Here is a 20,533-nt window from a genome sequence, read left to right as displayed (position 1 = left end):
ATTCATGAAAGCATCCCTGCGTCAGCGCCTGGACGCCTTCGGCGAGCGCTTCGAGGAGCTCTCCGCCCTGCTGGCGGAGCCCGAGGTGATCGGTGACCAGTCCCGGTTCCGCGACTACTCCCGCGAATATGCCGAGCTCGAGGCGCTGGTCGAGGCCTGGCGCGAGTATCGTGCCATCGAGGGGGACATCGAGGGCGCCGAGCAGCTCGCCTCCGACAGTGACCCGGAGATGCGCGAGCTGGCCGAGCTGGAACTGGCCGAGGGGCGCGAGAAGCTCGAGGCGCTCGACGTGCGGCTCAAGCAGCTGCTGGTGCCCCGCGACCCGGACGACGACCGCAGCGTCTTCCTCGAGGTGCGCGCCGGCACCGGCGGCGACGAGGCGGCGCTGTTCGCCGGCGACCTGTTCCGCATGTACGCCCGCTACGCCGAGAAGCGCGGCTGGAAGGTGGAGGTGGTCAGCGCCAGCCACGGCGAGCAGGGTGGCTACAAGGAGATCATCTCGCGGGTCAAGGGCGACGGCGTCTATGCGCGCCTCAAGTTCGAGTCCGGTGCCCATCGGGTGCAGCGGGTGCCGGCCACCGAGTCCCAGGGGCGCATCCATACCTCCGCCTGCACCGTGGCGGTGATGCCCGAGGCCGATGCGGTGGGCGACATCGCGATCAATCCCGCCGACCTGCGGGTAGATACCTTCCGCTCCAGCGGTGCCGGCGGCCAGCACGTCAACACCACCGACTCCGCCATCCGCATCACCCACCTGCCCAGCGGGGTGGTGGTGGAGTGCCAGGAGGAGCGCAGCCAGCACAAGAACCGCGCCAAGGCCATGTCGCTGCTGGCCGCCCGCCTCAAGCAGAGCGCCGAGTCCTCCGCCCGCCAGGCCCAGGCCGACGAGCGCAAGAGCCTGGTGGGCTCGGGGGATCGCAGCGAGCGCATCCGCACCTACAACTTCCCCCAGGGGCGGGTCACCGACCACCGCATCAACCTCACCCTCTACAAGCTCGCCGAGGTGATCAGCGGCGAGCAGCTCGACGAGGTGATCGAGCCGCTGATCCACGAGTACCAGGCGGAGCAGCTCGCCGCCCTGCAGCAGGAGGCCTGACGTGCCGCGCGGGAGCGTGCGCCTCGATGCGCTGCTGGCCCGGGCCGCCGCGCGGCTGCAGGCCGCCGGCTCGCCCACGGCGCGCCTGGATGCCGAGGTGCTGCTCTGCCACGTGCTCGGCGTCGACCGCACCTGGCTCTACACCTGGGGGGATCGTCCGGCGCCGACCCTCGAGCGCGCCCGCTTCGAGGCGCTGGTGGCGGCCCGTGCCGCCGGCTGGCCGGTGGCCTACCTCACCGGGGAGCGGGAGTTCTGGGGGCTGCGGCTGGCCACCGCCCCCAGCACCCTGATCCCCCGCCCCGATACCGAGACCCTGGTGGAGGCGGCCCTGGAGCGGGCCGTGTCGGCCGTTGGCCGGCTGCTCGACCTGGGCACCGGCAGCGGTGCCATCGCCCTGGCGTTCGCCAGCGAGCGACCCGGCTGGCGGGTGCTCGGCGTCGACATCCGGCCCGAGGCGGTCGCGCTCGCCCGGCGCAACGCCGAGCGCCACCGGCTGGGCAACGCCGCGTTCCGGCAGAGCGACTGGTTCTCGGCCCTGGGCGAGGGCGAGGCCGCCGAGCGCTTCGCGCTGATCGTCTCCAACCCGCCCTATCTGGCCGATGATGACCCGCACCTGGTCCGTGGCGACGTGCGCTTCGAGCCGCGCTCGGCGCTGGTGGCCGGGGAGGGCGGCCTGGCCGACCTGCGCCGCCTGGTGGACCAGGCCCGCGGCCACCTGCTACCCGGCGGCTGGCTGCTGCTGGAGCACGGCGCCGAGCAGGGGGCAGCGGTGCGCGAGGCGCTGGTGGAGGCCGGCTATGGCGAGGTCGCCTCACGGCGCGATCTCGGCGGCCACGAGCGGGTCAGCCTGGGGCGAACGGCGGGGCGTTGAGGTGCGCCTCTGGCGCCAGAACGGCCCCACGCGACAGGCGTCGTCCTCGAGGCCCGGGGCGTTGAGGGGGCGGCTGGCAGTGGTGCGCTCGGCTGTGGTACACCTTCAGCAGGTGAAATTTCCAGCCGTCGCCGTGATTTCCGGACCGAACACCACAGCGCCCCTGCCGGCCCGGGTGTTTCCAGTCGAATCGCCTCTCATGGCGGCGGGCCCAGCCACTCCTCCGACCGGCGTGAACCCAGACGACAATGAAAGCCAAGACCCGCTCGCTCGACCGCATCGACCTGAAGATCCTGCGCTGCCTGCAGGAGAACGCCCGCATCTCCTACGTGGACCTGGCCGCCCAGGTGGGCCTCTCCACCACGCCGTGCCTGGAGCGCGTCAAGCGCCTGGAACGGGCGGGGGTCATCCGCGGCTACAAGGCGGTGCTCGACCCCCGGGCGCTCAAGGCCAACCTGCTGGTGTTCGTCGAGATCAGCCTGGAGACCCAGTCGCCGGCGGTGTTCGACGAGTTCCGCCGCGCCGTGGCCAAGCTGCCCCAGATCCAGGAGTGCCACCTGGTGTCGGGGCAGTTCGACTACATCCTCAAGTGCCGCATCCCCGAGATGTCCGCCTATCGCCAGCTGCTCGGCGACGTGGTGCTGACCCTGCCCGGGGTCAAGGAGTCCAAGAGCTACGTGGTGATGGAGGAGGTCAAGGAGGAGTTCTCCCTCCACGTGCCCGATATCGAGGAGTTCGACAGCAAGTGAGTCCCCCCATGAACGACCGGGCGCTGCTGCGCTACAGCCGCCAGATCATGCTCGAGGCCATCGACATCGAGGGCCAGGAGCGGCTGCTGGCCGGCCATGCCCTGGTGGTCGGTGCCGGCGGGCTCGGCTCGCCGGTGGCCCTGTATCTCGCCGCCGCCGGGGTCGGGCGCCTGACCCTGGCCGATGCCGATGCGGTGGAGCTCTCCAACCTGCAGCGCCAGATCGCCCACGGCGAGGCGGACCTCGGCCGCAACAAGGCGGCCTCGGCCCGCGAGTCGGCGCTGGGCCTGAACCCCGAGTGCCGCATCGAGGCGGTGGAGACCCACCTGGCCGGCGAGGCCCTGGCGGCGGCGGTGGCCGCGGCCGACGTGGTGCTCGACTGCACCGACCGCTTCTCCAGCCGCTACGCCATCAACGCCGCCTGTCGGGCCGCCGGGGTGCCGCTGGTCTCGGGGGCGGCGATCCGCTTCTCGGGCCAGCTGGCGGTCTTCGATCCCCGTGACCCCGAGGACCCCTGCTACGCCTGCCTCTACCCGCCGGACGGCAGCGGCGACGAGGCGCTCTCCTGCGCCGAGAGCGGCGTGGTGGCGCCCCTGGTGGGGCTGGTCGGCAGCTTCCAGGCCCTGGAGGCGATCAAGCTGCTCAGCGGCGCCGGCACGCCCCATCGGGGGCTCTCCACCTTCGACGGCCTCACCGGCCAGTGGCGCCACTTCCGGGTGCCCCGCGACCCGGCCTGCCCGGTCTGCGGCGGCTGAGCCCATGGCGCGCCACCAGGCCTTCCCGGGCCGCGTCACCGACTTCGACATCCGCCTGCTGCGGGTCTTCCGCGCGGTCGCCGAGTGCGGCGGCTTCTCCGCCGCCGAGGCGGAGCTCGGCATCAGCCGCTCGGCGATCAGCCTGCACATGGGCGACCTGGAGCGCCGCCTGGGCCTGCGGCTGTGCCGGCGAGGGCGCGCCGGGTTCTCCCTCACCGAGGAGGGGCGCGAGGTGCTGGAGGCCACCGAGACGCTGCTGGCCAGCCTCGAGACCTTCCGTACCGAGGTCAACGCCCTGCATGACCACCTGCGCGGCGACTTCAACATCGGCATCACCGATACCCTGGTGACCCTGCCCCGGATGCGCATCACCCACGCCCTGGCCGAGCTCAAGGCGAGCGGCCCCGAGGTGCGCATCAACATGCAGATGGAGCCACCCGGCGAGATCGCCCGGGCGGTGCTGGACGGCCGCCTCCACCTCGGCGTGGTCCCGGACGTCAACCTGCCCGCGAGCCTCGAGGCGCGCCCGCTCTACCACGAGGTCTCGCGCCTTTACTGCGGCGCGGGGCACCCGCTGTTCGATGCCGACCCCGCCCCCTCGGCGCTGGGCGAGCTCGATGCCGTGGTGCCCTCCTACCCGCTGCCCGAGGGGGCACGACGCCAGCACGCCCGGCTGCACGCCACCGCGACCGCCTCCGATCGCGAGGGCGCCGCCTTCCTGATCCTCACCGGGGCCTACATCGGCTACCTGCCCGAGCACCAGGCGGTCCCCTGGGTGGCGGAGGGGCGCCTGCGACCGCTGTGTCCCGATGATTGTCATTTCTTGACGCCCTTCGTGGCGATCACGCGTCGCGACCGCCGCCCGAATCGCGTGCTGGATGCCTTTCTCGAGGCGTTGGGAAGAGGTGACGACGAGGATGTCGCAGCCGGTGGGAGCGAGTCCGCGGGGAAGCGTTGTTATTGAATACTTGACATCGACTGTCCGCCTGGTGTCAAACTGAGGGGGCACAGGATGCCGATCCCAACAACAACCAGCGCACCGCGCACGACCGCAAGGGCTCCCGACATGTCATCGCTGAACCAGCGCCCCACCTCCTGGTACCGCGACTCCATCGCCGTCGACCTCGGCCCCTGCCCGCCCCTGGCGGGCGAGGTCCGCGCCGACGTCTGCGTGATCGGCGGCGGGGTGACCGGCTGCTCGGCGGCGCTGCACCTGGCCGAGCGCGGCTACCGGGTGGTGCTGCTGGAGGCGGAGGAGATCGGCCACGGTGCTTCCGGGCGCAGCGGCGGCCAGATTCTGCCGGGGCTGGGTACCGACATCGCCACGGTGGCGCAGGCGCTGGGCCTCGAACGGGCCCGGGAGGTCTGGGAGATGAGTCGCGAGGCGGTGCGCCTCACCGCCGACCTGGTCGAGCGCCACGCCATCCCCTGCGACCTCGCCTGGGGCTACCTGCATGCCGCGGTGAAGCCGCGTCATGTGGATGAGCTCAAGGCCTTCCGCGATCGCCTGGCCCGCGACTACGGCTACGAGGCCCTGACCTGGCTCGAGGGCGACGCCCTGCGCGAGCACGTGGTCACCGACGCCTACCCCGGGGCGCTCTACGAGAGCGAGGGCGGGCACCTGCATCCGCTCAACTACACCCTGGGCCTGGCCCGGGCCGCTCGCCAGGCCGGCGCCACCCTCCACGCGGGCAGCCCGGTGGTGGAGGTACGTCCCGGCCGGCCCGCCGTGGTGGCCACCGCCCAGGGGCGGGTGACCGCCGACTTCGTGGTGATCGGCACCAACGCCTTCCAGGGCGGGCTGGTGCCCCAGCTCGAGGGTCGGGTGATGCGCGCGGCCAACTACATCATCGCCACCGAGCCCCTCTCTGCCGAGCGCGCCGCCCGGGTGCTGCCCAGGAACGATGCCCTGTCGGACGCCAACTTCGTGCTCGATTACTACCGCCTCAGCGCCGATCGCCGGCTGATCTACGGTGGCGAGGTAAGCTATACCGGGCGCGAGCCGCGAGGGCTCCAGGCGCGGATGGACGCCAAGATCGCCAGCCTCTTCCCGGTCCTGCGCGGTGTGGGCATCGACTACCGCTGGGGCGGCGAGGTGGCGATCACCCTCAACCGCGCACCGGACTTCGGCCGTGTGGAAGGCAATCTCTACTATGCCCAGGGCTACTCCGGGCACGGCATGGCCCTGGCGGGGCTCGCCGGCAAACTGATGAGCGACGCCATCGCCGGGCAGAGCGAACGCTTCGACGTCTTCGCCGCCATGCCCCACCGGCGCTTCCCGGGCGGCGAGCGGCTGCGCACGCCGCTGCTGGTCCTGGCCACCACCTTCTACAAGCTGCGCGATCGACTCTAGCGACCGCCCGACGATCGGGCGACAGACGAGGTTCCCATGAAAGACCTGGAAAGCTGGCTCAAGGAGCGGCACATCACCGAGGTGGAATGCCTGGTCTCGGACATCACCGGCATCGCCCGCGGCAAGATCGCCCCGGTCTCGAAGTTCGTGGCCGAGAAGGGCATGCGCCTGCCCGAGAGCGTGCTGCTGCAGTCGGTGACCGGCGACTACGTCGAGGACGAGCTCTACTACTCGCTGCTCGACCCTGCCGATATCGACATGGTCTGCAAGCCGGACCCGGATGCCGCCTACCCGGTGCCCTGGGCGCTGGAGCCCACCGCCCAGGTGATCCACGACTGCTTCGACAAGATGGGCAACCCCATCGAGCTCTCGGCACGCAACCAGCTCAAGAAGGTGCTGGCGCTCTATGCCGAACAGGGTTGGCAGCCGGTGGTGGCCCCGGAGATGGAGTTCTACCTGACCAAGCGCTGCGAGGACCCCGACCTCCCGCTGCAGCCGCCCATCGGCCGCAGCGGGCGCCAGGAGACCGGCCGCCAGTCCTTCTCCATCGACGCCGCCAACGAGTTCGACCCGCTGTTCGAGGACATGTATGACTGGTGCGAGGCTCAGGGGATCGACATCGATACCCTGATCCACGAGGAGGGCACCGCCCAGATGGAGATCAACTTCCGTCACGGCAACCCCCTGGTGCTGGCCGACCAGGTCTTCCTGTTCAAGCGCACCATGCGTGAGGCGGCGCTCAAGCACGACGTGGCGGCCACCTTCATGGCCAAGCCGGTGACCAACGAGCCGGGCAGCGCCATGCACATCCACCAGAGCGTGCTCGACGCCAAGAGCGGCCGCAGCGTCTTCTCCAACGACGACGGCACCATGAGCCAGCTGTTCCTCCACCACCTCGGCGGGCTGCAGAAGTTCATTCCCGAGGCGCTGCCGCTGATGGCCCCCAACGTCAACTCCTTCCGCCGCTTCCTGCCCGACACCTCCGCCCCGGTGAACGTGGAGTGGGGGGAAGAGAACCGCACCTGCGGGCTGCGCGTGCCGGATTCCACGCCCCAGAACCGCCGCGTGGAGAACCGCCTGCCGGGCGCCGATGCCAACGCCTACCTGGCCATCGCGGCGAGCCTGCTGTGCGGCTACCTGGGCATGATCCAGAAGGTCAATCCCTCGGCCCCGGTGCAGGGCCGCGCCTTCGAGCGGCGCAACCTGCGCCTGCCCTTCACCCTGGAGCAGGCCCTGGACCGCATGGAGCACTGTGCCGAGCTCGAGACCTACATGGGCAGCAAGTTCGTCACCGGCTTCGTGGCGGTGAAGCGGGTGGAGAACGAGAATTTCAAGCGGGTGATCAGCTCCTGGGAGCGGGAGTTCCTGCTGCTCAGCGTGTAGCAGGCCGCCGTGTGCCTGCGGGCACACTCGCCAGCGTTGAGACCGCCGCGAGGCAGGCTGGGTACGCTGGGTCACAGTCGGATGAGCCGTTGGGGCTGCCGATAACAACAAGCGACGAAGAGGTGACAGGATGATGCACAGCAAGCGACTCTCCCTGGCCGTGGCCACCGCCAGCCTGGCGCTGGCCGCCGCCGCCGCCCAGGCCAACGAGGTACGGGTCTACAACTGGTCGGATTACATCGCGCCGGACACCCTGGAGAAGTTCACCGAGGCCACCGGCATCGAGGTGGTGTATGACGTCTACGACAGCAACGAGGTGCTCGACGCCGCGCTGCTGGCGGGCCGCTCGGGCTACGACGTGGTGGTGCCCTCCAACCACTACCTCACCCGCCAGGTCAGCGCCGGGGTCTACCAGGAGCTGGACCACGACAAGCTGCCCAACCTGGCCAACCTCAACCCCGACCTGATGGACGACCTGGAGTCCGTGGATCCCGGCAGCCGCTACTCGGTCCCCTACATGTGGGGCACCAACGGCATCGGCTACAACGTCGACCGGGTCACCGAGATCCTCGGCGAGGATGCGCCCACCGACTCCTGGGCGCTGATCTTCGACCCCGAGGTGACCGCCGCGCTGCGCGAGGGCGGCTGCGGCATCTCCATGCTCGACTCCGGCGACGAGATGCTCTCGCCGGCCATGGCCTACCTGGGCCTCTCGCCGCTCTCCGAGGAGCGCGAGGACCTGGAGGCCGCCGGTGACCTGATCGCCGCGGTGCGCGACAACGTCACCTACTTCCACTCGTCGCGCTACATCTCGGACCTCGCCAACGGCGACATCTGCGTGGCGGCGGGCTACTCCGGCGACATCTTCCAGGCCGCCGATCGTGCCGAGGAGGCCGGACGCGACTTCTCCATCGCCTACAGCATCCCCAAGGAGGGCGCGGCGCTGTGGTTCGACATGATGGCGATCCCCGCCGACGCGCCGAACCCCGACAACGCCCACGCCTTCATCAACTTCATCCTCGAGCCCGAGATCGCCGCCGCGATCACCGAGTACGTGGTCTATGCCAACCCCAACCGGGCGGCCAACGACTACCTCGACCCCGAGATCCTCGCGGACACCTCGATCTATCCCGACCAGGCGGTGATGGACAACCTCTACGTGGCCGAGGAGAAGCCGCTGGCCGTGCAGCGGATCCGCACCCGGGTCTGGAATCGCGTCAAGTCCGGCATGTAGCCATGACCGGCCGGCCCGCCGGGCCGGCCCCCGACAGTCGCGGCGGCCCGGCAGCGGGCCCCGCGCCAGACAACTGCCACGGAGACCCCACCATGGCCCCATCCCAGACGGCGCTCTCGGGTCGCGAGCGACCCGACGCGGCGGCCGACACCGCCCGGCCCGGGAGCGCCCCCGGCCGTCGTCCCAGCGACGACGTGCTGGTCGAGATCCGCCGCATCAGCAAGCGCTTCGACGGGGCGCTGGCGGTGGACGACGTCAACCTGACCATCCGCCGGGGGGAGATCTTCGCCCTGCTGGGGGGCTCCGGCTCCGGCAAGTCGACCCTGCTGCGCATGCTGGCGGGCTTCGAGAAGCCCAGCGACGGGCAGATTCTCCTCGACGGCCAGGACATCACCGCCATGCCGCCCTATGAGCGGCCCATCAACATGATGTTCCAGTCCTATGCGCTCTTCCCGCACATGACGGTGGAGCAGAACATCGCCTTCGGCCTCAAGCAGGACCGGCTGCCCCGGGACGAGATCCGCGACCGGGTCGCCGAGATGCTCAAGCTGGTGCACATGGAGGCCTTCGCCAAGCGCCGCCCCCACCAGCTCTCCGGCGGCCAGCGCCAGCGGGTGGCCCTGGCCCGGTCGCTGGCCAAGCGGCCCAAGCTGCTGCTGCTGGACGAACCCATGGGTGCGCTGGACAAGAAGCTGCGCACCGAGATGCAGCTCGAGGTGGTGCAGATCCTCGAGCGGGTCGGGGTGACCTGCATCATGGTCACCCACGATCAGGAGGAGGCCATGACCATGGCCGACCGGGTGGCCATCATGGCCGATGGCTGGATCGCCCAGGTCGGTACCCCCATGGATGTCTACGAGAGCCCGGCGAGCCGCATGGTGGCCGAGTTCGTCGGCACCGTTAACCTCTTCGAGGGGGAGATCGTCGCCGACGAGGCCGACCACTGCATCATCGAGAGCCCCCAGCTGGGCCGGCGGATCTACATCAGCCACGGGGTCAGCACCCAGGCCGACGAGCGTCGCGTGTGGGTGGCGGTGCGCCCGGAGAAGACCTGGCTGGGTCGCGAGACGCCCGAGGGCGACTACAACTGGGCGGCGGGCACGGTGGAGGACATCGCCTACCTGGGCGGGCTCTCGGTCTACTTCGTGCGCACCGAGCAGGGACACCTGGTCAAGGTCAGCATGACCAACGTCGAGCGGCGCGGCGACCGGCCGAGCTGGGACGACCGCGTGTTCATCCACTGGGACGACCGCAGCGCCGTCGTCCTGCATGACTGAGCCCGGCTCAAGGTGAGGTCCGACATGACGCCATCTCCCGTCCCGCGGCTGCGCCGCTGGCTGCGCCCGCGCCGCGGCTGGGTCATCGCCGTGCCGCTGGTGTGGCTGACGCTGTTCTTCCTGGCGCCGTTCGCCATCGTGCTCAAGATCAGCCTCTCGGAGGCGGCCATCTCGGTGCCGCCCTACGCGGCGATCCTCGACTACAGCGCCGAGACCCTCAACGTTGCCCTCAACCTCGGCAACTACCTGTTCCTGCTCTCCGACTCCCTCTACGTGTCGGCCTACTGGGGCTCGGTGAAGATCGCCTTCCTCTCCACCGTCTTCTGCCTGCTGATCGGTTACCCGATGGCCTACGCCATGGCCCGGGCGCCAGCGCGTTGGCAGCTGGTGCTGCTGCTGCTGGTGATGCTGCCCTCCTGGACCTCCTTCCTGATCCGCGTCTACGCCTGGATGGGGATCCTCAGCAACAACGGTCTGCTCAACAACCTGCTGCTGTGGGTGGGGCTGATCGATTCGCCAATTCGCATGATGAACACCAACTTCGCGGTGATGCTGGGCATCGTCTACGCCTACCTGCCGTTCATGATCCTGCCGCTCTACGCCAACCTGACCCGGCTCGACGGCTCGCTGCTGGAGGCCGCCTCGGACCTCGGCTCGCGCAAGTTCAACACCTTCCTCAAGGTGACCCTGCCGCTCTCCAGGGGCGGGATCATCGCCGGCTCCATGCTGGTGTTCATCCCCGCGGTGGGGGAGTACGTGATCCCGGAACTGCTCGGTGGTCCCAACACGGTGATGATCGGCAAGGTGCTGTGGGAGGAGTTCTTCCACAACCGCGACTGGCCGGTGGCCTCGGCGCTCGCCATGGTGATGCTGCTGCTGCTGCTGATCCCCATCGCGCTGTTCCATCGCTACCAGTCCCGCGAACTGGAGGAGTGACATGACCCGCAAGCCCTCGTTCACCACGGTGATGCTGATCCTCGGCCTGCTGTTCCTCTACCTGCCGATGGTCGTGCTGGTGTTCTACTCCTTCAACTCCTCGCGGCTGGTCACGGTGTGGGCGGGCTTCTCGGGGCGCTGGTACCTGGAGCTGCTGCGTGACCGCCAGATCCTGGCGGCGGTATGGACCAGCCTGCGCATCGCCTTCTTCGCGGCCTCCATGGCGGTCTGCCTGGGCACCCTGGCGGCCTTCGTGATGACCCGCTTCGCCCGCTTCCGCGGCAAGACCGCGCTCTCCAGCATGGTTACCGCACCGCTGGTGATGCCCGAGGTGATCACCGGCCTGTCGCTGCTGCTGCTGTTCGTGCAGATGGCCCAGATCATCGGCTGGCCGGCCGACCGCGGCATGGTCACCATCTGGATCGCCCACACCACCTTCTGCAGCGCCTACGTGGCGGTGGTGGTCTCGTCGCGGCTGCGCGAGGTGGATCGCTCCATCGAGGAGGCGGCCATGGACCTGGGCGCGCCGCCGGTGAAGACCTTCTTCCAGATCACCCTGCCGGTGATCGCGCCGGCCCTGGCCGCCGGCTGGCTGCTCGCCTTCACCCTCTCGCTCGACGACCTGGTGATCGCCAGCTTCGTCTCCGGCCCCGGGGCCACCACCCTGCCCATGGTGGTGTTCTCCTCGGTGCGCATGGGTGTCTCGCCCAAGATCAACGCCCTGGCCACCCTGATCATCCTGGCGGTGTCGCTGGCCACCTTCCTGGCCTGGTACTTCATGCGCCGCAGCGAGGCGCGCCGCCGCCAGGCCCTGGCGGCGGCGGAGGAGGGGGCCTGAGCCGGCCGGGGCGGGCGCTCCGGCGGGGCGCGGCAGCCCTCCTCGTCGAGTGTTGAATAATCCATGTCATGATCATTGCTGTTTAGTCGATCTTCTCGGTATCATCGTCAGTACTTGTTGATTAAAATCACCACTCGGGAGCTCCCATGTCTGTCTCGTTCGAGCGCGGCCACGCCGCATCCTGGTATGCGGCGACCGCCAACCCCGCGCCGGAGCGCCCCGCCCTGGACGGCGAGATCACCTGTGACGTCTGCGTGGTGGGGGGCGGCTTCACCGGCATCTCCGCCGCCCTGCACCTGGCCGAACGCGGGCTCTCGGTGGTGGTGCTGGAGGCCGTGCGGGTCGGCTACGGTGCCTCCGGGCGCAACGGCGGCCAGATCGTCAACAGCTACAGCCGCGACATGGACGTCATCGAGGCGAAGTACGGCGCCGAGACCGCACGGGCGCTCGGCGACATGGCCTTCGAGGGCAACCGCATCATCCGCGAGCGCGTGGCGCGCTACGACATCGACTGCGACCTGCGCGACGGCAACCTCTTCGCCGCCTGCAACGCCAGGCAGCTGGCGGGGCTGCGCGAGCACCAGGCGCTCTGGGAGCGCTACGGCTACCGCGAGCTCGAGCTGCTGGAGGGCGAGGCGCTGAAGCGCGAGGTGAACAGCGAACGCTACGTGGGCGCCCTGGTGGACCACGGTGGCGGCCACCTGCACCCGCTCAACCTGGTGCTGGGCCAGGCCGCGGCGCTGGAGTCGCTGGGCGGGCGCATCCTCGAGCACTCGCCGGTCACCGCCGTGGAGCACGGCGAGCCGGTCACGGTGCGCACCGCCGGCGGCTGCGTGCGCGCCGAGCGGGTGGTGATGGCCGGCAACGCCTACCTGCGCGGCGTGCTTCCCGAGATCGAGGGGCGCTCGATGCCCTGCGGCACCCAGATCATCACCACCGAGCCGCTGGGCGAGGCGCGGGGCTGTGAGCTGATTCCCAATGGCCTGGCGGTGGAGGACTGCAACTACCTGCTCGACTACTACCGGCTGACCCGCGACAACCGTCTGCTCTACGGCGGCGGGGTCAACTACGGTGGCGACGACCCCGCCGACATCACGGCCGTGATCCGGCCCAAGATGCTAAAGACCTTTCCCGAACTCGCCGACGTCAAGGTCGACTACGCCTGGAGTGGCACCTTCCTGATGACCTTGAACCGTCTGCCGCAGTTCGGGGTGGTCAACGGCAATGTCTACTACGCCCAGGGCTATTCCGGCCACGGCGTCACCTGCACCCATCTGGCCGGCAAGCTGATCGCCGAAGTGATGCACGGCCAGGGCGAGCGCTTCGACGCCTTCGCCGGCCTTCCCCACCTGCCGTTCCCCGGCGGGCGCCTGCTGCGGGTGCCGCTCTCGGCGCTGGGCGCCTGGTACTACTCGACCCGGGACCGCCTGGGGCTCTGAGGCAGGCCTGGCCGTATGCCCTCGCCAGTTGGCCGGCCGTTAGCGAACTTACCGCCGCGGCCTCTGGCGCCATCTGTCGCCATGAAGAGACAGTCTGTCAGATAATGTGGAAGCGGGCCATCACGGCACCCTTGGGCGGTCCGTCGGCCTATACTGTGGCCTTGCCAGGCGGAGCAGGATGCACCGCCCCTCATCGTCCTTTCTTTTCCCTTCGTCATGCACGCCTGGAGCGGGCCTGCGGCCGCGAGGCCTTGAATCGTCAGTCCAAGAGGCGCCTTTGCGCCCTCCAGGAGGTGAACAATGAGCAAGTCGATCATGGTAGGAACCACCCTGGCCGTGCTGGGGCTGGGCGGCCTGGCCTTCGGTGCCTGGCAGGTCCAGCAGCAGGAGCGAGGGCCGGAGTACGCCGAGATCGTCGGCGTCGAGGCCCTGACGCGCAGCGTGGAGACGCCCCGCGAGGTCTGCGAGGAGGTGGTGGTGCAGGTCGCGCCCCAGGCCGCCCCGAGCCAGGGGGGCAGCCGCGACCCCCACCGGGTGGTCGGCACCGCCGCGGGGGCCATCGTCGGCGGCCTGCTGGGCAACCAGGTGGGCGGCGGCAGCGGCAAGAAGCTCGCCACCGTGGCCGGCGCCGTGGGCGGCGGCCTGGCCGGCCGCGAGGTGCAGGAGCGCGTCGAGGCGCGCCAGCACGCCCAGGCGGCCCAGTCCCAGGCGCCGCAGACCACCACGCGCCAGGAGTGCCACACCGTGGTGGAGACCCATCAGGAACCCGACGGCTACGAGGTGACCTGGCGCTACGGGGAGGTGATGCAGACCAGCCGCCTGGACCGCGCGCCCCAGGGGGATCGTGTGCCCCTCGAGGAGGGACGTCCGAACTGGGCAGCGGCGATCCCCGCGGAGGGGTGAGGCGAGGCGGGCGGCGGCGCGCTCAGCGCAGCCGTTCCCGCAGCCGGTAGTAGCCCATGCCGGCGGCCAGCAGGGCGTTGCCCAGGCGGTCGCCGAAGGGGACCCGCCAGTGCCTCACCTCGGCGAAGGCGTCGAAGGCCTCCAGGCTGCCGCCGACCGCCTCGGCGAGGATCTCGCCGACGATGTGGGAGGTGGCGATGCCGTGCCCCGAGTAGCCCTGGGCGTAGTAGACGTTGGGGGACAGTCGGCCCAGCATGGGCACGCGATTGATCACGATGCCCGCCATGCCCTGCCACGCAAAGTCGATCGCCACCCCCTCGAGCTGCGGAAAGGTGTGCTCCAGGCGCGGGCGCAGCTCGGCGGCGATGTCCGGCGAGTGGCGTCCCGAGTAGTTGGCCCCGCCGCCGAACAGCAGCCGGCGGTCGGCGGTGAACCGGTAGTAGTCGAGCACGAAGCGGGTGTCGTAGACCGCCAGGTCCTCGGGGTTGATCGCGGCCGCCGTGGCGGGGTCCAGCGGGGCGGTGGCGACGATTCCCAGCGAGGCCGGGAAGAGCCGGCCGCCCAGCCGCCGCCGCTCCAGGCGGTGGTAGGCGTTGCCGGCCAGGATCACGCTGTCGGCGACGACCCGGCCGCGTTCGCCGACCACCGCCGGCGTAGCCCCGTGGGTGATCTCCACCACCGGCGAATCCTCGAAGATCAGCGCGCCGAGCCCCGCGGCCGCCCGGGCCTCGCCCAGGCAGAGGTTCAGCGGGTGCAGGTGCATGTTGTAGTCGTTGCGCAGGGCGCCATGGTAGCGCCGGGTGCCGAGCAGCTCGCCGACCCGGTCCCGGTCCAGCCAGGCGATGTGGTCGCCCATGCCATGGGCCTGGCAGGCCTCGAAGTCGTCCCGCAGCGCCGCCAGGTGGCTCGGCTGCCAGGCGGCCTGCAGGTGGCCGTGCTTGAGGTCGCAGCGGATGGCGTAGGTCTCGACGCGGCGGCGGATGATCTCGTGTCCCCGCCAGCGCAGGTTCCAGACGAAGTCCGCGGCTTCCTCGCCCAGGGTGCGGCGCATCTGCCGCCGCATGGTCGCCTCCCCCGAGAGGCTGCCGGTGACCTGGCCGCCGTTGCGCCCGCTGGCCCCCCAGCCGATTCGATTGGCCTCGACCACCGCGACTCGATAGCCCCGCTCGGCGAGCTCCACCGCCGTGGCCACGCCGGTGAAGCCGCCGCCGACGATGGCCACATCGACGCGGTGCTCGCCCTCCAGGCGCGGATAGCCGGACGCCTCGACGACGGAGGCGGCGTAGTACGAGGGGGAGTGGGGCTCAGACATGGCGCAGGTACCAGTCGTGCTCGAGGCGACTGACGTGCTGCATGGCCTGGTCGCGCTCGGCGCGGCGGTTGGCCAGGAACACCCCGAGGAAGTCCTCGCCCAGCGCCGCGTTCAAGGGCTCGCTGGCCTCGAGCAGGTCGAGGGCCTGGCACCAGCTGTTGGTGAGGCTGGGCGGGAACTGCTCGTAGGCGTTGCCGGTGACCGGCGCGGGCGGGCTGAGCTCGCCGGCCAGGCCGTGCTCGATGCCGGCCAGCAGCGCCGCCAGCAGCAGGTAGGGGTTGGCGTCCGCCCCCGCCACGCGGTGCTCCAGACGCCGCGCCACATTGGGGCCCGAGGGGATGCGCACCGCCACCGAGCGGTTGTCGAAGCCCCAGGTGGGCGCCATGGGCACGTAGAGCCCCGGCTGGAAGCGGCGAAAGGAGTTCAGGTTGGGGGCGAACAGCGCCATGCTGGCCGGCATCAGGTCGAGCAGCCCGGCGATGGCTTGCTTCAGCGCAGGGGTGCCGAGCGGGTCCCCCGCCTCGGCGGCGAAGACGTTGTCGCCGGCCGCATCCAGCAGGCTGACGTGGACATGGGTGCCGTTGCCCGCCTCCAGGCCGTAGGGCTTGGCCATGAAGGTGGCCTCGACGCCGTGGTTCTGCGCCACCCCCTTGATCAGCCGCTTGAGCAGCACCGCGGCATCGCAGGCGGCCAGGACGTCGGCCCCGTGGCGGAGGGTGATCTCGAACTGCCCCGGGGCGCACTCCTTGAGCATGGTGTCCAGGGGCAGGCCCTGGACCTCGGCGGCGGCCTGCACCTCGCCCAGGAAGGCGGCATACTCGTCGAGCTCGGTGACCGAGTAGAGCTGGCTCTGGGACGCCCGCTCGCCGGTGGCCGGCGAGCACGGCGGCTGGATCATGCCCCGTTCACCCCGCTTGCGGTCCACCAGGTAGAACTCCATCTCCACGGCGACCACCGGGGTGAGGCCGCGGGCCGCGAGGCGCTCCAGCCGGCGGGCCAGCACGCGACGCGGTTCGGCGAAGAAGGGCGTGCCGTCGGCCTCCTCCATCGCCATCAGCAGCTGGGCCTGGCGGCCCCCGCGGCGCCAGGGGGTCGGCATCAGGGTGCCCGGCAGGGGCCGGCAGACCCGGTCGCCGTCGCCGATCGCCAGCCCCAGGCCGGTCTCCTCGATGGTGTTGCCGAGGATGTCCAGAGCGAACACCGAGGCGGGCAGGTTGATGCCCTGGGTGTAGGCCTTCTCCAGGCTCTCGCGGCCGATGCGCTTGCCGCGCAGCACGCCGTTGAGGTCGCTGATCAGCAGGTCGATGGCATCGACCTCGGGGTGGCGGGCGAGAAAGGCCCTGGCCTCGGCGGCGGCATCTGACGACATGACGATGGGATCCCCAAGTTGGCTAACGCATGGGGCACACTTTGTGACGGAGGGTGCATGTTGTCAAATTCTTTACGCGCGGCCGCGGCGCGTCCCGCGCCTGGCGTCCCGGGAAGAGGCGGCCTGCATTGGGCGGTGTCGTCGGATCGGGTGTGGGAGGCAATGGCTTGGCATCCTCTTCGTGACCGGTTATGTTGAGCAAAGCATAACATCCAGGTCCATCGACGAGAGGAGAGCGCCATGTCGACCCGGCCCCTGGTGGGCGTGATCGCCTGCCGACGCGAGGTGGAGGGACATCCCGCCCACATGGTGACCGACAAGTACCTGGCCGCGCTGCGCGAGTTCGGCCTGGCGCCGGTGATCCTGCCGGTGTGGGAGGACGCCGTGGCCGGCGACCTGCCCGACCACCTGGACGGCCTGCTGCTGACCGGCAGCTATACCAACGTCGAGCCGCATCGCTATGGCGCCGCGCGCGCGCCGGAGAACACCCGCGACGACGCTCACCGCGACGCTGCCGCGCTGGCCTGGATTCCCGCGACCCTGGACCTGGGGCTTCCGCTGCTGGGCATCTGCCGCGGCTTCCAGGAGATCAACGTGGCGTTCGGCGGCACGCTCCACCAGGCGGTGCAGGCGGTACCGGGCCTGATGGACCACCGCGAGCCCGAGGGGGCCCGCGAGACGCAGTACGCCCCCTCCCACGACCTGGCCATCGTGCCGGGCGGCCGGCTGGCCGCGCTTCACCCCGGGCCCGCCTCACGGGTGAACTCACTGCACCAGCAGGGCATCGCCGAACTGGGGCCGGGGCTCGTCGCCGAGGCGCACGCCCCGGATGGGCTCATCGAGGCCATCTCGGTACGCGACGCGGCCGGCTTCGCCCTGGCGGTGCAGTGGCATCCCGAGTGGCGGCCCCGCGAGCACCCGCTCTACCGGGCGCTGTTCGAGGGCTTCGCGGCCGCCTGCCGGGAGCGATATGCCGCGCGGGCGGCCGCCCGCCAGGGAGTCCGCCATGCAGACGCCTGACTACCAGCGGCTGGACCGCGCCCACCACCTCCACCCCTTCACCGACTTCAAGGCGCTGGGCGAGGAGGGCAGCCGCATCATCGAGCGCGCCGAGGGGGTCTATATCCATGACGCCGAGGGTCATCGCATCCTCGACGGCATGGCCGGCCTGTGGTGCGTCAACCTGGGCTACGGTCGCGAGGAGCTGGTGGCCGCGGCCACCGAGCAGCTGCACCGGCTCCCCTACTACAACAACTTCTTCAAGACGACCCACCCGCCGGCGGTGAAGCTTGCCGAGAAGCTCTGCGCGCTGGCGCCGGCGCACCTCAACCATGTGTTCTTCACCGGTTCCGGCTCCGAGGCCAACGACACCGTGCTGCGCATGGTGCGCCGCTACTGGGCCCTGAAGGGAAAACCCGAGAAGCAGTGGGTGATCGGCCGCGAGAACGGTTACCACGGCTCCACCGTGGCCGGCATGAGCCTCGGCGGCATGGCGCCCATGCATGGCCAGGGCGGCCCCGGCGTGCCGAAGATCGCCCACGTGCGCCAGCCCTATTGGTTTCAGGAAGGGCGGACGGCCGGCCAGGACCCCGAGGCCTTCGGCCGCGAGTGCGCCGCGGCACTCGAGGCAAAGATCCTCGAGCTCGGCGAGGAGGCGGTGGCGGCCTTCATCGCCGAGCCGGTGCAGGGGGCCGGCGGCGCCATCATCCCGCCGGCGAGCTACTGGCCGGCGGTGAAGGCGGTGCTGGAGAAGTACGACATCCTGCTGGTAGTGGACGAGGTGATCTGCGGCTTCGGCCGCCTGGGCGAGTGGTTCGGCAGCGTCCACTACGGCCTTGAGCCCGACCTGATGCCCATCGCCAAGGGGCTCTCGTCCGGCTACCTGCCCATCGGCGGGGTGCTGGTGGGCGACCGGGTCGCCGAGACCCTGATCGAGGAGGGCGGCGAGTTCTTCCACGGCTTCACCTACTCCGGCCATCCGGCCTGCGCCGCGGTGGCGCTCAGGAACCTGGAGCTGATGGAGGCCGAGGGGGTGGTCGAGCGGGTGCGCGACGACGTCGGCCCCTACCTGGCGGAACGCTGGACCGCGCTCGCCGACCACCCCCTGGTCGGCGAGGCGCGCTCGCTGGGGTTGATCGGCGCCCTGGAACTGGTCGACCCCGCCACCGGCGAACGCTTCGACAGCGCCCGGGGCGTCGGCCTCCTGTGCCGCGACCTCTGCTTCGCCGGCGGCCTGGTGATGCGCTCGGTGGGTGATACCATGATCATCTCGCCGCCATTGGTGATCTCCCATGCCGAGATCGACGAGCTGATGGAGAAGGCCCGCGCGGCACTGGATGCCACCCTGGCCCGTCTGGCCACCCCGACCACCCCCAAGCAGGAGGAGAGCCTCCCATGAGCCGCTTCCACCCCCCGAAGACCCATGCCGACTGGCAGGCCCTGGCCGCCTCCCTGAGGGACGAGAAAGGGCTCGAGACCCGCGCCTTCATCGACGACGCCTTCGTCGAGGCCGCCAGCGGCGAGACCTTCGCGACCACCAACCCGGCCACCGGCGAGACCCTGGCGCATGTCGCCAGCTGCGACGCCGCCGATGCCGAGATCGCCGTGGGCCACGCCCGGGCGGCCTTTGACGGCGGTGCCTGGTCGCGCCTGGCGCCGGGCCGCCGCAAGAAGGTGTTGCTGCGCCTGGCCGACCTGATGGAGGCCCACAAGCACGAGCTGGCGCTGCTCGACACTCTGGACATGGGCAAGCCGGTGGGCAGCTCGCTGGGCGACATGGCCGGGGCGATTGCCTGTTTCCGCTACCAGGCGGAGTGCATCGACAAGCTCTACGGTGAGGTGGCCCCCACCGGCGAGGAGACCCTGGCGCTGGTGCTGCGCGAGCCGCTCGGCGTGGTGGCCTCCATCGTGCCCTGGAACTTCCCGCTGATGATGACCGCCTGGAAGGTCGCCCCGGCGCTGGCCGCCGGCAACAGCGTGATCCTCAAGCCCTCGGAGAAGTCGCCCCTCTCGGCGCTGCGCCTGGCGGGGCTTGCCAGGGAGGCCGGGCTGCCCCGGGGCGTCTTCCAGGTGCTGCCGGGCTTCGGCCACACGGTGGGCAAGGCGCTTGCCCTCTCCATGGGGGTGGACTGCCTGGCCTTCACCGGCTCCACCGCGGTGGGCAAGCAGCTGATGCAGTATGCCGGCGAGTCCAACCTCAAGCGGCTCTACCTGGAGTGCGGCGGCAAGTCCCCCAACATCGTCTTCGCCGACTGCCGGGACCTGGACCGGGTGGCGAAGCACGCCGCCGAGGCGATCTTCCACAACCAGGGCGAGGTGTGCATCGCCGGCTCGCGTCTGCTGGTGGAGAATGCGATCCGCGAGGCCTTCATCGACAAGGTGGTGGCCGCCGCCGAGACCATGCAGCCCGGCGATCCCCTGGACCCGGCGAGCTTCATGGGCGCCATGGTCGACGAGACCCAGTATCGCCGCGTGCTGGACTTCATCCGCCAGGGCCAGGAGGAGGGCGCCCGGCTGCGTGTCGGAGGCGAGGCCCTGGAGGGCCCGGGGCTGTTCATCCCGCCCACGGTATTCGATGGCGTGACGCCCGAGATGACCATCGCCCGGGAGGAGATCTTCGGCCCGGTCCTCTCGGTGTTCGGCTTCGACCGCGAGGAGGAGGCGGTGGCCATGGCCAACGACAGCCCCTATGGCCTGGCCGCGGGGCTCTGGAGCCAGGACATCGATCGCATCATGCGCGTGACCCGGCGCCTCCATTCCGGCCAGGTGTTCGTCAACAACTGGGCCGGCGGCGACCAGACCATGCCCTTCGGCGGCGTCAAGCAGTCGGGCAACGGCCGCGACAAGTCCCACCACTCCCTGGAGGAGTACTCCGAGCTCAAGAGCGTCTGGATGTCGCTGGCGACCTGACGCCATCGCAACGCGACAAGGCCGGCGCCATGGGCGCCGGCCTTGTCGTTTCATATACAAGAAATATAATCTGTACAGATATCGTATAGCTTTTGTGCGGCAGGAGGAG

The 20,533-nt window shown here is 70.3% G+C and carries 18 protein-coding genes; 16 read left to right on the top strand and 2 right to left on the bottom strand.

Annotation, left to right across the window (positions count from 1 at the left end):
• The first annotated feature begins 4 nt into the window (after positions 1-4).
• The 13 genes from prfA (at position 5) to NFC98_RS11970 (ending at position 13,834) form a co-directional block, all read left to right on the top strand.
• The gene (gene prfA, locus NFC98_RS12030) at positions 5-1,096 is read left to right on the top strand and encodes a peptide chain release factor 1 (RefSeq protein WP_254275196.1); all 1,092 of its coding nucleotides are present in this window, start codon (positions 5-7) and stop codon (positions 1,094-1,096) included.
• A 16-nt stretch (positions 1,097-1,112) separates the two neighbouring features.
• Positions 1,113-1,967, top strand: coding sequence for a peptide chain release factor N(5)-glutamine methyltransferase (prmC, locus tag NFC98_RS12025; protein WP_254277836.1), 855 nt, complete (start codon positions 1,113-1,115; stop codon positions 1,965-1,967).
• A gap of 248 nt (positions 1,968-2,215) precedes the next feature.
• Positions 2,216-2,716: an Lrp/AsnC ligand binding domain-containing protein gene (locus tag NFC98_RS12020; protein WP_183330034.1), complete on the top strand. Its 501-nt coding sequence runs from the start codon at positions 2,216-2,218 to the stop codon at positions 2,714-2,716.
• A gap of 8 nt (positions 2,717-2,724) precedes the next feature.
• Positions 2,725-3,471 carry a molybdopterin-synthase adenylyltransferase MoeB gene (locus NFC98_RS12015; protein WP_254277835.1) on the top strand — a complete coding sequence of 249 codons (747 nt, stop codon included), beginning with the start codon at positions 2,725-2,727 and terminating at the stop codon, positions 3,469-3,471.
• A gap of 4 nt (positions 3,472-3,475) precedes the next feature.
• Positions 3,476-4,435: a LysR family transcriptional regulator gene (locus tag NFC98_RS12010; RefSeq protein ID WP_254275195.1), complete on the top strand. Its 960-nt coding sequence runs from the start codon at positions 3,476-3,478 to the stop codon at positions 4,433-4,435.
• 102 nt (positions 4,436-4,537) lie between these two features.
• Complete coding sequence (locus NFC98_RS12005) at positions 4,538-5,824, top strand: FAD-binding oxidoreductase (protein ID WP_254275194.1); 1,287 nt, start codon at positions 4,538-4,540, stop codon at positions 5,822-5,824.
• Positions 5,825-5,860: 36 nt separating this feature from the next.
• Positions 5,861-7,207 carry a glutamine synthetase family protein gene (locus NFC98_RS12000; RefSeq protein WP_254275193.1) on the top strand — a complete coding sequence of 449 codons (1,347 nt, stop codon included), beginning with the start codon at positions 5,861-5,863 and terminating at the stop codon, positions 7,205-7,207.
• 130 nt (positions 7,208-7,337) lie between these two features.
• A complete protein-coding gene (locus NFC98_RS11995; protein WP_254275192.1) occupies positions 7,338-8,441 on the top strand; it encodes a polyamine ABC transporter substrate-binding protein in 1,104 nt (367 codons plus the stop codon).
• Positions 8,442-8,533: 92 nt separating this feature from the next.
• Complete coding sequence (potA, locus tag NFC98_RS11990) at positions 8,534-9,718, top strand: polyamine ABC transporter ATP-binding protein (RefSeq protein ID WP_254275191.1); 1,185 nt, start codon at positions 8,534-8,536, stop codon at positions 9,716-9,718.
• Positions 9,719-9,742: 24 nt separating this feature from the next.
• Positions 9,743-10,654 (top strand): ABC transporter permease subunit, encoded by a 912-nt coding sequence (locus NFC98_RS11985; protein WP_254275190.1) that lies wholly within the window; start codon positions 9,743-9,745, stop codon positions 10,652-10,654.
• Between the two features lies 1 nt (position 10,655).
• A complete protein-coding gene (locus tag NFC98_RS11980) occupies positions 10,656-11,492 on the top strand; it encodes an ABC transporter permease subunit (protein WP_254275189.1) in 837 nt (278 codons plus the stop codon).
• Between the two features lie 146 nt (positions 11,493-11,638).
• Positions 11,639-12,931: an FAD-binding oxidoreductase gene (locus tag NFC98_RS11975; RefSeq protein ID WP_254275188.1), complete on the top strand. Its 1,293-nt coding sequence runs from the start codon at positions 11,639-11,641 to the stop codon at positions 12,929-12,931.
• A gap of 300 nt (positions 12,932-13,231) precedes the next feature.
• Positions 13,232-13,834, top strand: coding sequence for a glycine zipper 2TM domain-containing protein (locus NFC98_RS11970; protein ID WP_254275187.1), 603 nt, complete (start codon positions 13,232-13,234; stop codon positions 13,832-13,834).
• A gap of 22 nt (positions 13,835-13,856) precedes the next feature.
• On the opposite strand, the gene NFC98_RS11965 is transcribed toward NFC98_RS11970, so the two are convergent.
• Both NFC98_RS11965 and NFC98_RS11960 read right to left on the bottom strand, forming a co-directional pair.
• The gene (locus tag NFC98_RS11965) at positions 13,857-15,146 is read right to left on the bottom strand and encodes an FAD-binding oxidoreductase (RefSeq protein WP_254275186.1); all 1,290 of its coding nucleotides are present in this window, start codon (positions 15,144-15,146) and stop codon (positions 13,857-13,859) included.
• Positions 15,139-16,515, bottom strand: a complete 1,377-nt coding sequence (locus tag NFC98_RS11960) for a glutamine synthetase family protein (RefSeq protein ID WP_254275185.1) — start codon at positions 16,513-16,515, stop codon at positions 15,139-15,141. The genes NFC98_RS11965 and NFC98_RS11960 overlap by 8 nt, the downstream gene beginning before the upstream one ends.
• 240 nt (positions 16,516-16,755) lie before the next feature.
• Here NFC98_RS11960 and NFC98_RS11955 point away from each other — a divergent pair, with 240 nt between their 5' ends.
• From NFC98_RS11955 to NFC98_RS11945, 3 genes are read left to right on the top strand one after another with little or no spacing between them, the layout of a single operon-like run.
• Positions 16,756-17,535: a gamma-glutamyl-gamma-aminobutyrate hydrolase family protein gene (locus tag NFC98_RS11955; protein ID WP_254275184.1), complete on the top strand. Its 780-nt coding sequence runs from the start codon at positions 16,756-16,758 to the stop codon at positions 17,533-17,535.
• Positions 17,522-18,913: an aspartate aminotransferase family protein gene (locus NFC98_RS11950; protein ID WP_254275183.1), complete on the top strand. Its 1,392-nt coding sequence runs from the start codon at positions 17,522-17,524 to the stop codon at positions 18,911-18,913. The genes NFC98_RS11955 and NFC98_RS11950 overlap by 14 nt, the downstream gene beginning before the upstream one ends.
• Positions 18,910-20,424 carry an aldehyde dehydrogenase gene (locus NFC98_RS11945; protein ID WP_254275182.1) on the top strand — a complete coding sequence of 505 codons (1,515 nt, stop codon included), beginning with the start codon at positions 18,910-18,912 and terminating at the stop codon, positions 20,422-20,424. The genes NFC98_RS11950 and NFC98_RS11945 overlap by 4 nt, the downstream gene beginning before the upstream one ends.
• Positions 20,425-20,533 lie beyond the last annotated feature (109 nt).

This window comes from Halomonas sp. 3H, assembly GCF_024206005.1.
Lineage (GTDB): Bacteria > Pseudomonadota > Gammaproteobacteria > Pseudomonadales > Halomonadaceae > Halomonas > Halomonas campaniensis.
The sequence above is the reverse complement of the archived record's forward strand: the minus strand, read 5'-3'. Positions and strand labels throughout refer to the sequence as shown.

Excerpts from the sequence above, each read along its gene's own strand:
- prfA (WP_254275196.1), top strand. The coding sequence starts at position 5 with ATGAAAGCATCCCTGCGTCAGCGCCTGGACGCCTTCGGCGAGCGCTTC.
- NFC98_RS12020 (WP_183330034.1), top strand. The coding sequence starts at position 2,216 with ATGAAAGCCAAGACCCGCTCGCTCGACCGCATCGACCTGAAGATCCTG.
- NFC98_RS12015 (WP_254277835.1), top strand. The coding sequence starts at position 2,725 with ATGAACGACCGGGCGCTGCTGCGCTACAGCCGCCAGATCATGCTCGAG.
- NFC98_RS12010 (WP_254275195.1), top strand. The coding sequence starts at position 3,476 with ATGGCGCGCCACCAGGCCTTCCCGGGCCGCGTCACCGACTTCGACATC.
- NFC98_RS12005 (WP_254275194.1), top strand. The coding sequence starts at position 4,538 with ATGTCATCGCTGAACCAGCGCCCCACCTCCTGGTACCGCGACTCCATC.
- NFC98_RS12000 (WP_254275193.1), top strand. The coding sequence starts at position 5,861 with ATGAAAGACCTGGAAAGCTGGCTCAAGGAGCGGCACATCACCGAGGTG.
- NFC98_RS11995 (WP_254275192.1), top strand. The coding sequence starts at position 7,338 with ATGATGCACAGCAAGCGACTCTCCCTGGCCGTGGCCACCGCCAGCCTG.
- potA (WP_254275191.1), top strand. The coding sequence starts at position 8,534 with ATGGCCCCATCCCAGACGGCGCTCTCGGGTCGCGAGCGACCCGACGCG.
- NFC98_RS11985 (WP_254275190.1), top strand. The coding sequence starts at position 9,743 with ATGACGCCATCTCCCGTCCCGCGGCTGCGCCGCTGGCTGCGCCCGCGC.
- NFC98_RS11980 (WP_254275189.1), top strand. The coding sequence starts at position 10,656 with ATGACCCGCAAGCCCTCGTTCACCACGGTGATGCTGATCCTCGGCCTG.
- NFC98_RS11975 (WP_254275188.1), top strand. The coding sequence starts at position 11,639 with ATGTCTGTCTCGTTCGAGCGCGGCCACGCCGCATCCTGGTATGCGGCG.
- NFC98_RS11970 (WP_254275187.1), top strand. The coding sequence starts at position 13,232 with ATGAGCAAGTCGATCATGGTAGGAACCACCCTGGCCGTGCTGGGGCTG.
- NFC98_RS11965 (WP_254275186.1), bottom strand. The coding sequence starts at position 15,146 with ATGTCTGAGCCCCACTCCCCCTCGTACTACGCCGCCTCCGTCGTCGAG.
- NFC98_RS11960 (WP_254275185.1), bottom strand. The coding sequence starts at position 16,515 with ATGTCGTCAGATGCCGCCGCCGAGGCCAGGGCCTTTCTCGCCCGCCAC.
- NFC98_RS11955 (WP_254275184.1), top strand. The coding sequence starts at position 16,756 with ATGTCGACCCGGCCCCTGGTGGGCGTGATCGCCTGCCGACGCGAGGTG.
- NFC98_RS11950 (WP_254275183.1), top strand. The coding sequence starts at position 17,522 with ATGCAGACGCCTGACTACCAGCGGCTGGACCGCGCCCACCACCTCCAC.
- NFC98_RS11945 (WP_254275182.1), top strand. The coding sequence starts at position 18,910 with ATGAGCCGCTTCCACCCCCCGAAGACCCATGCCGACTGGCAGGCCCTG.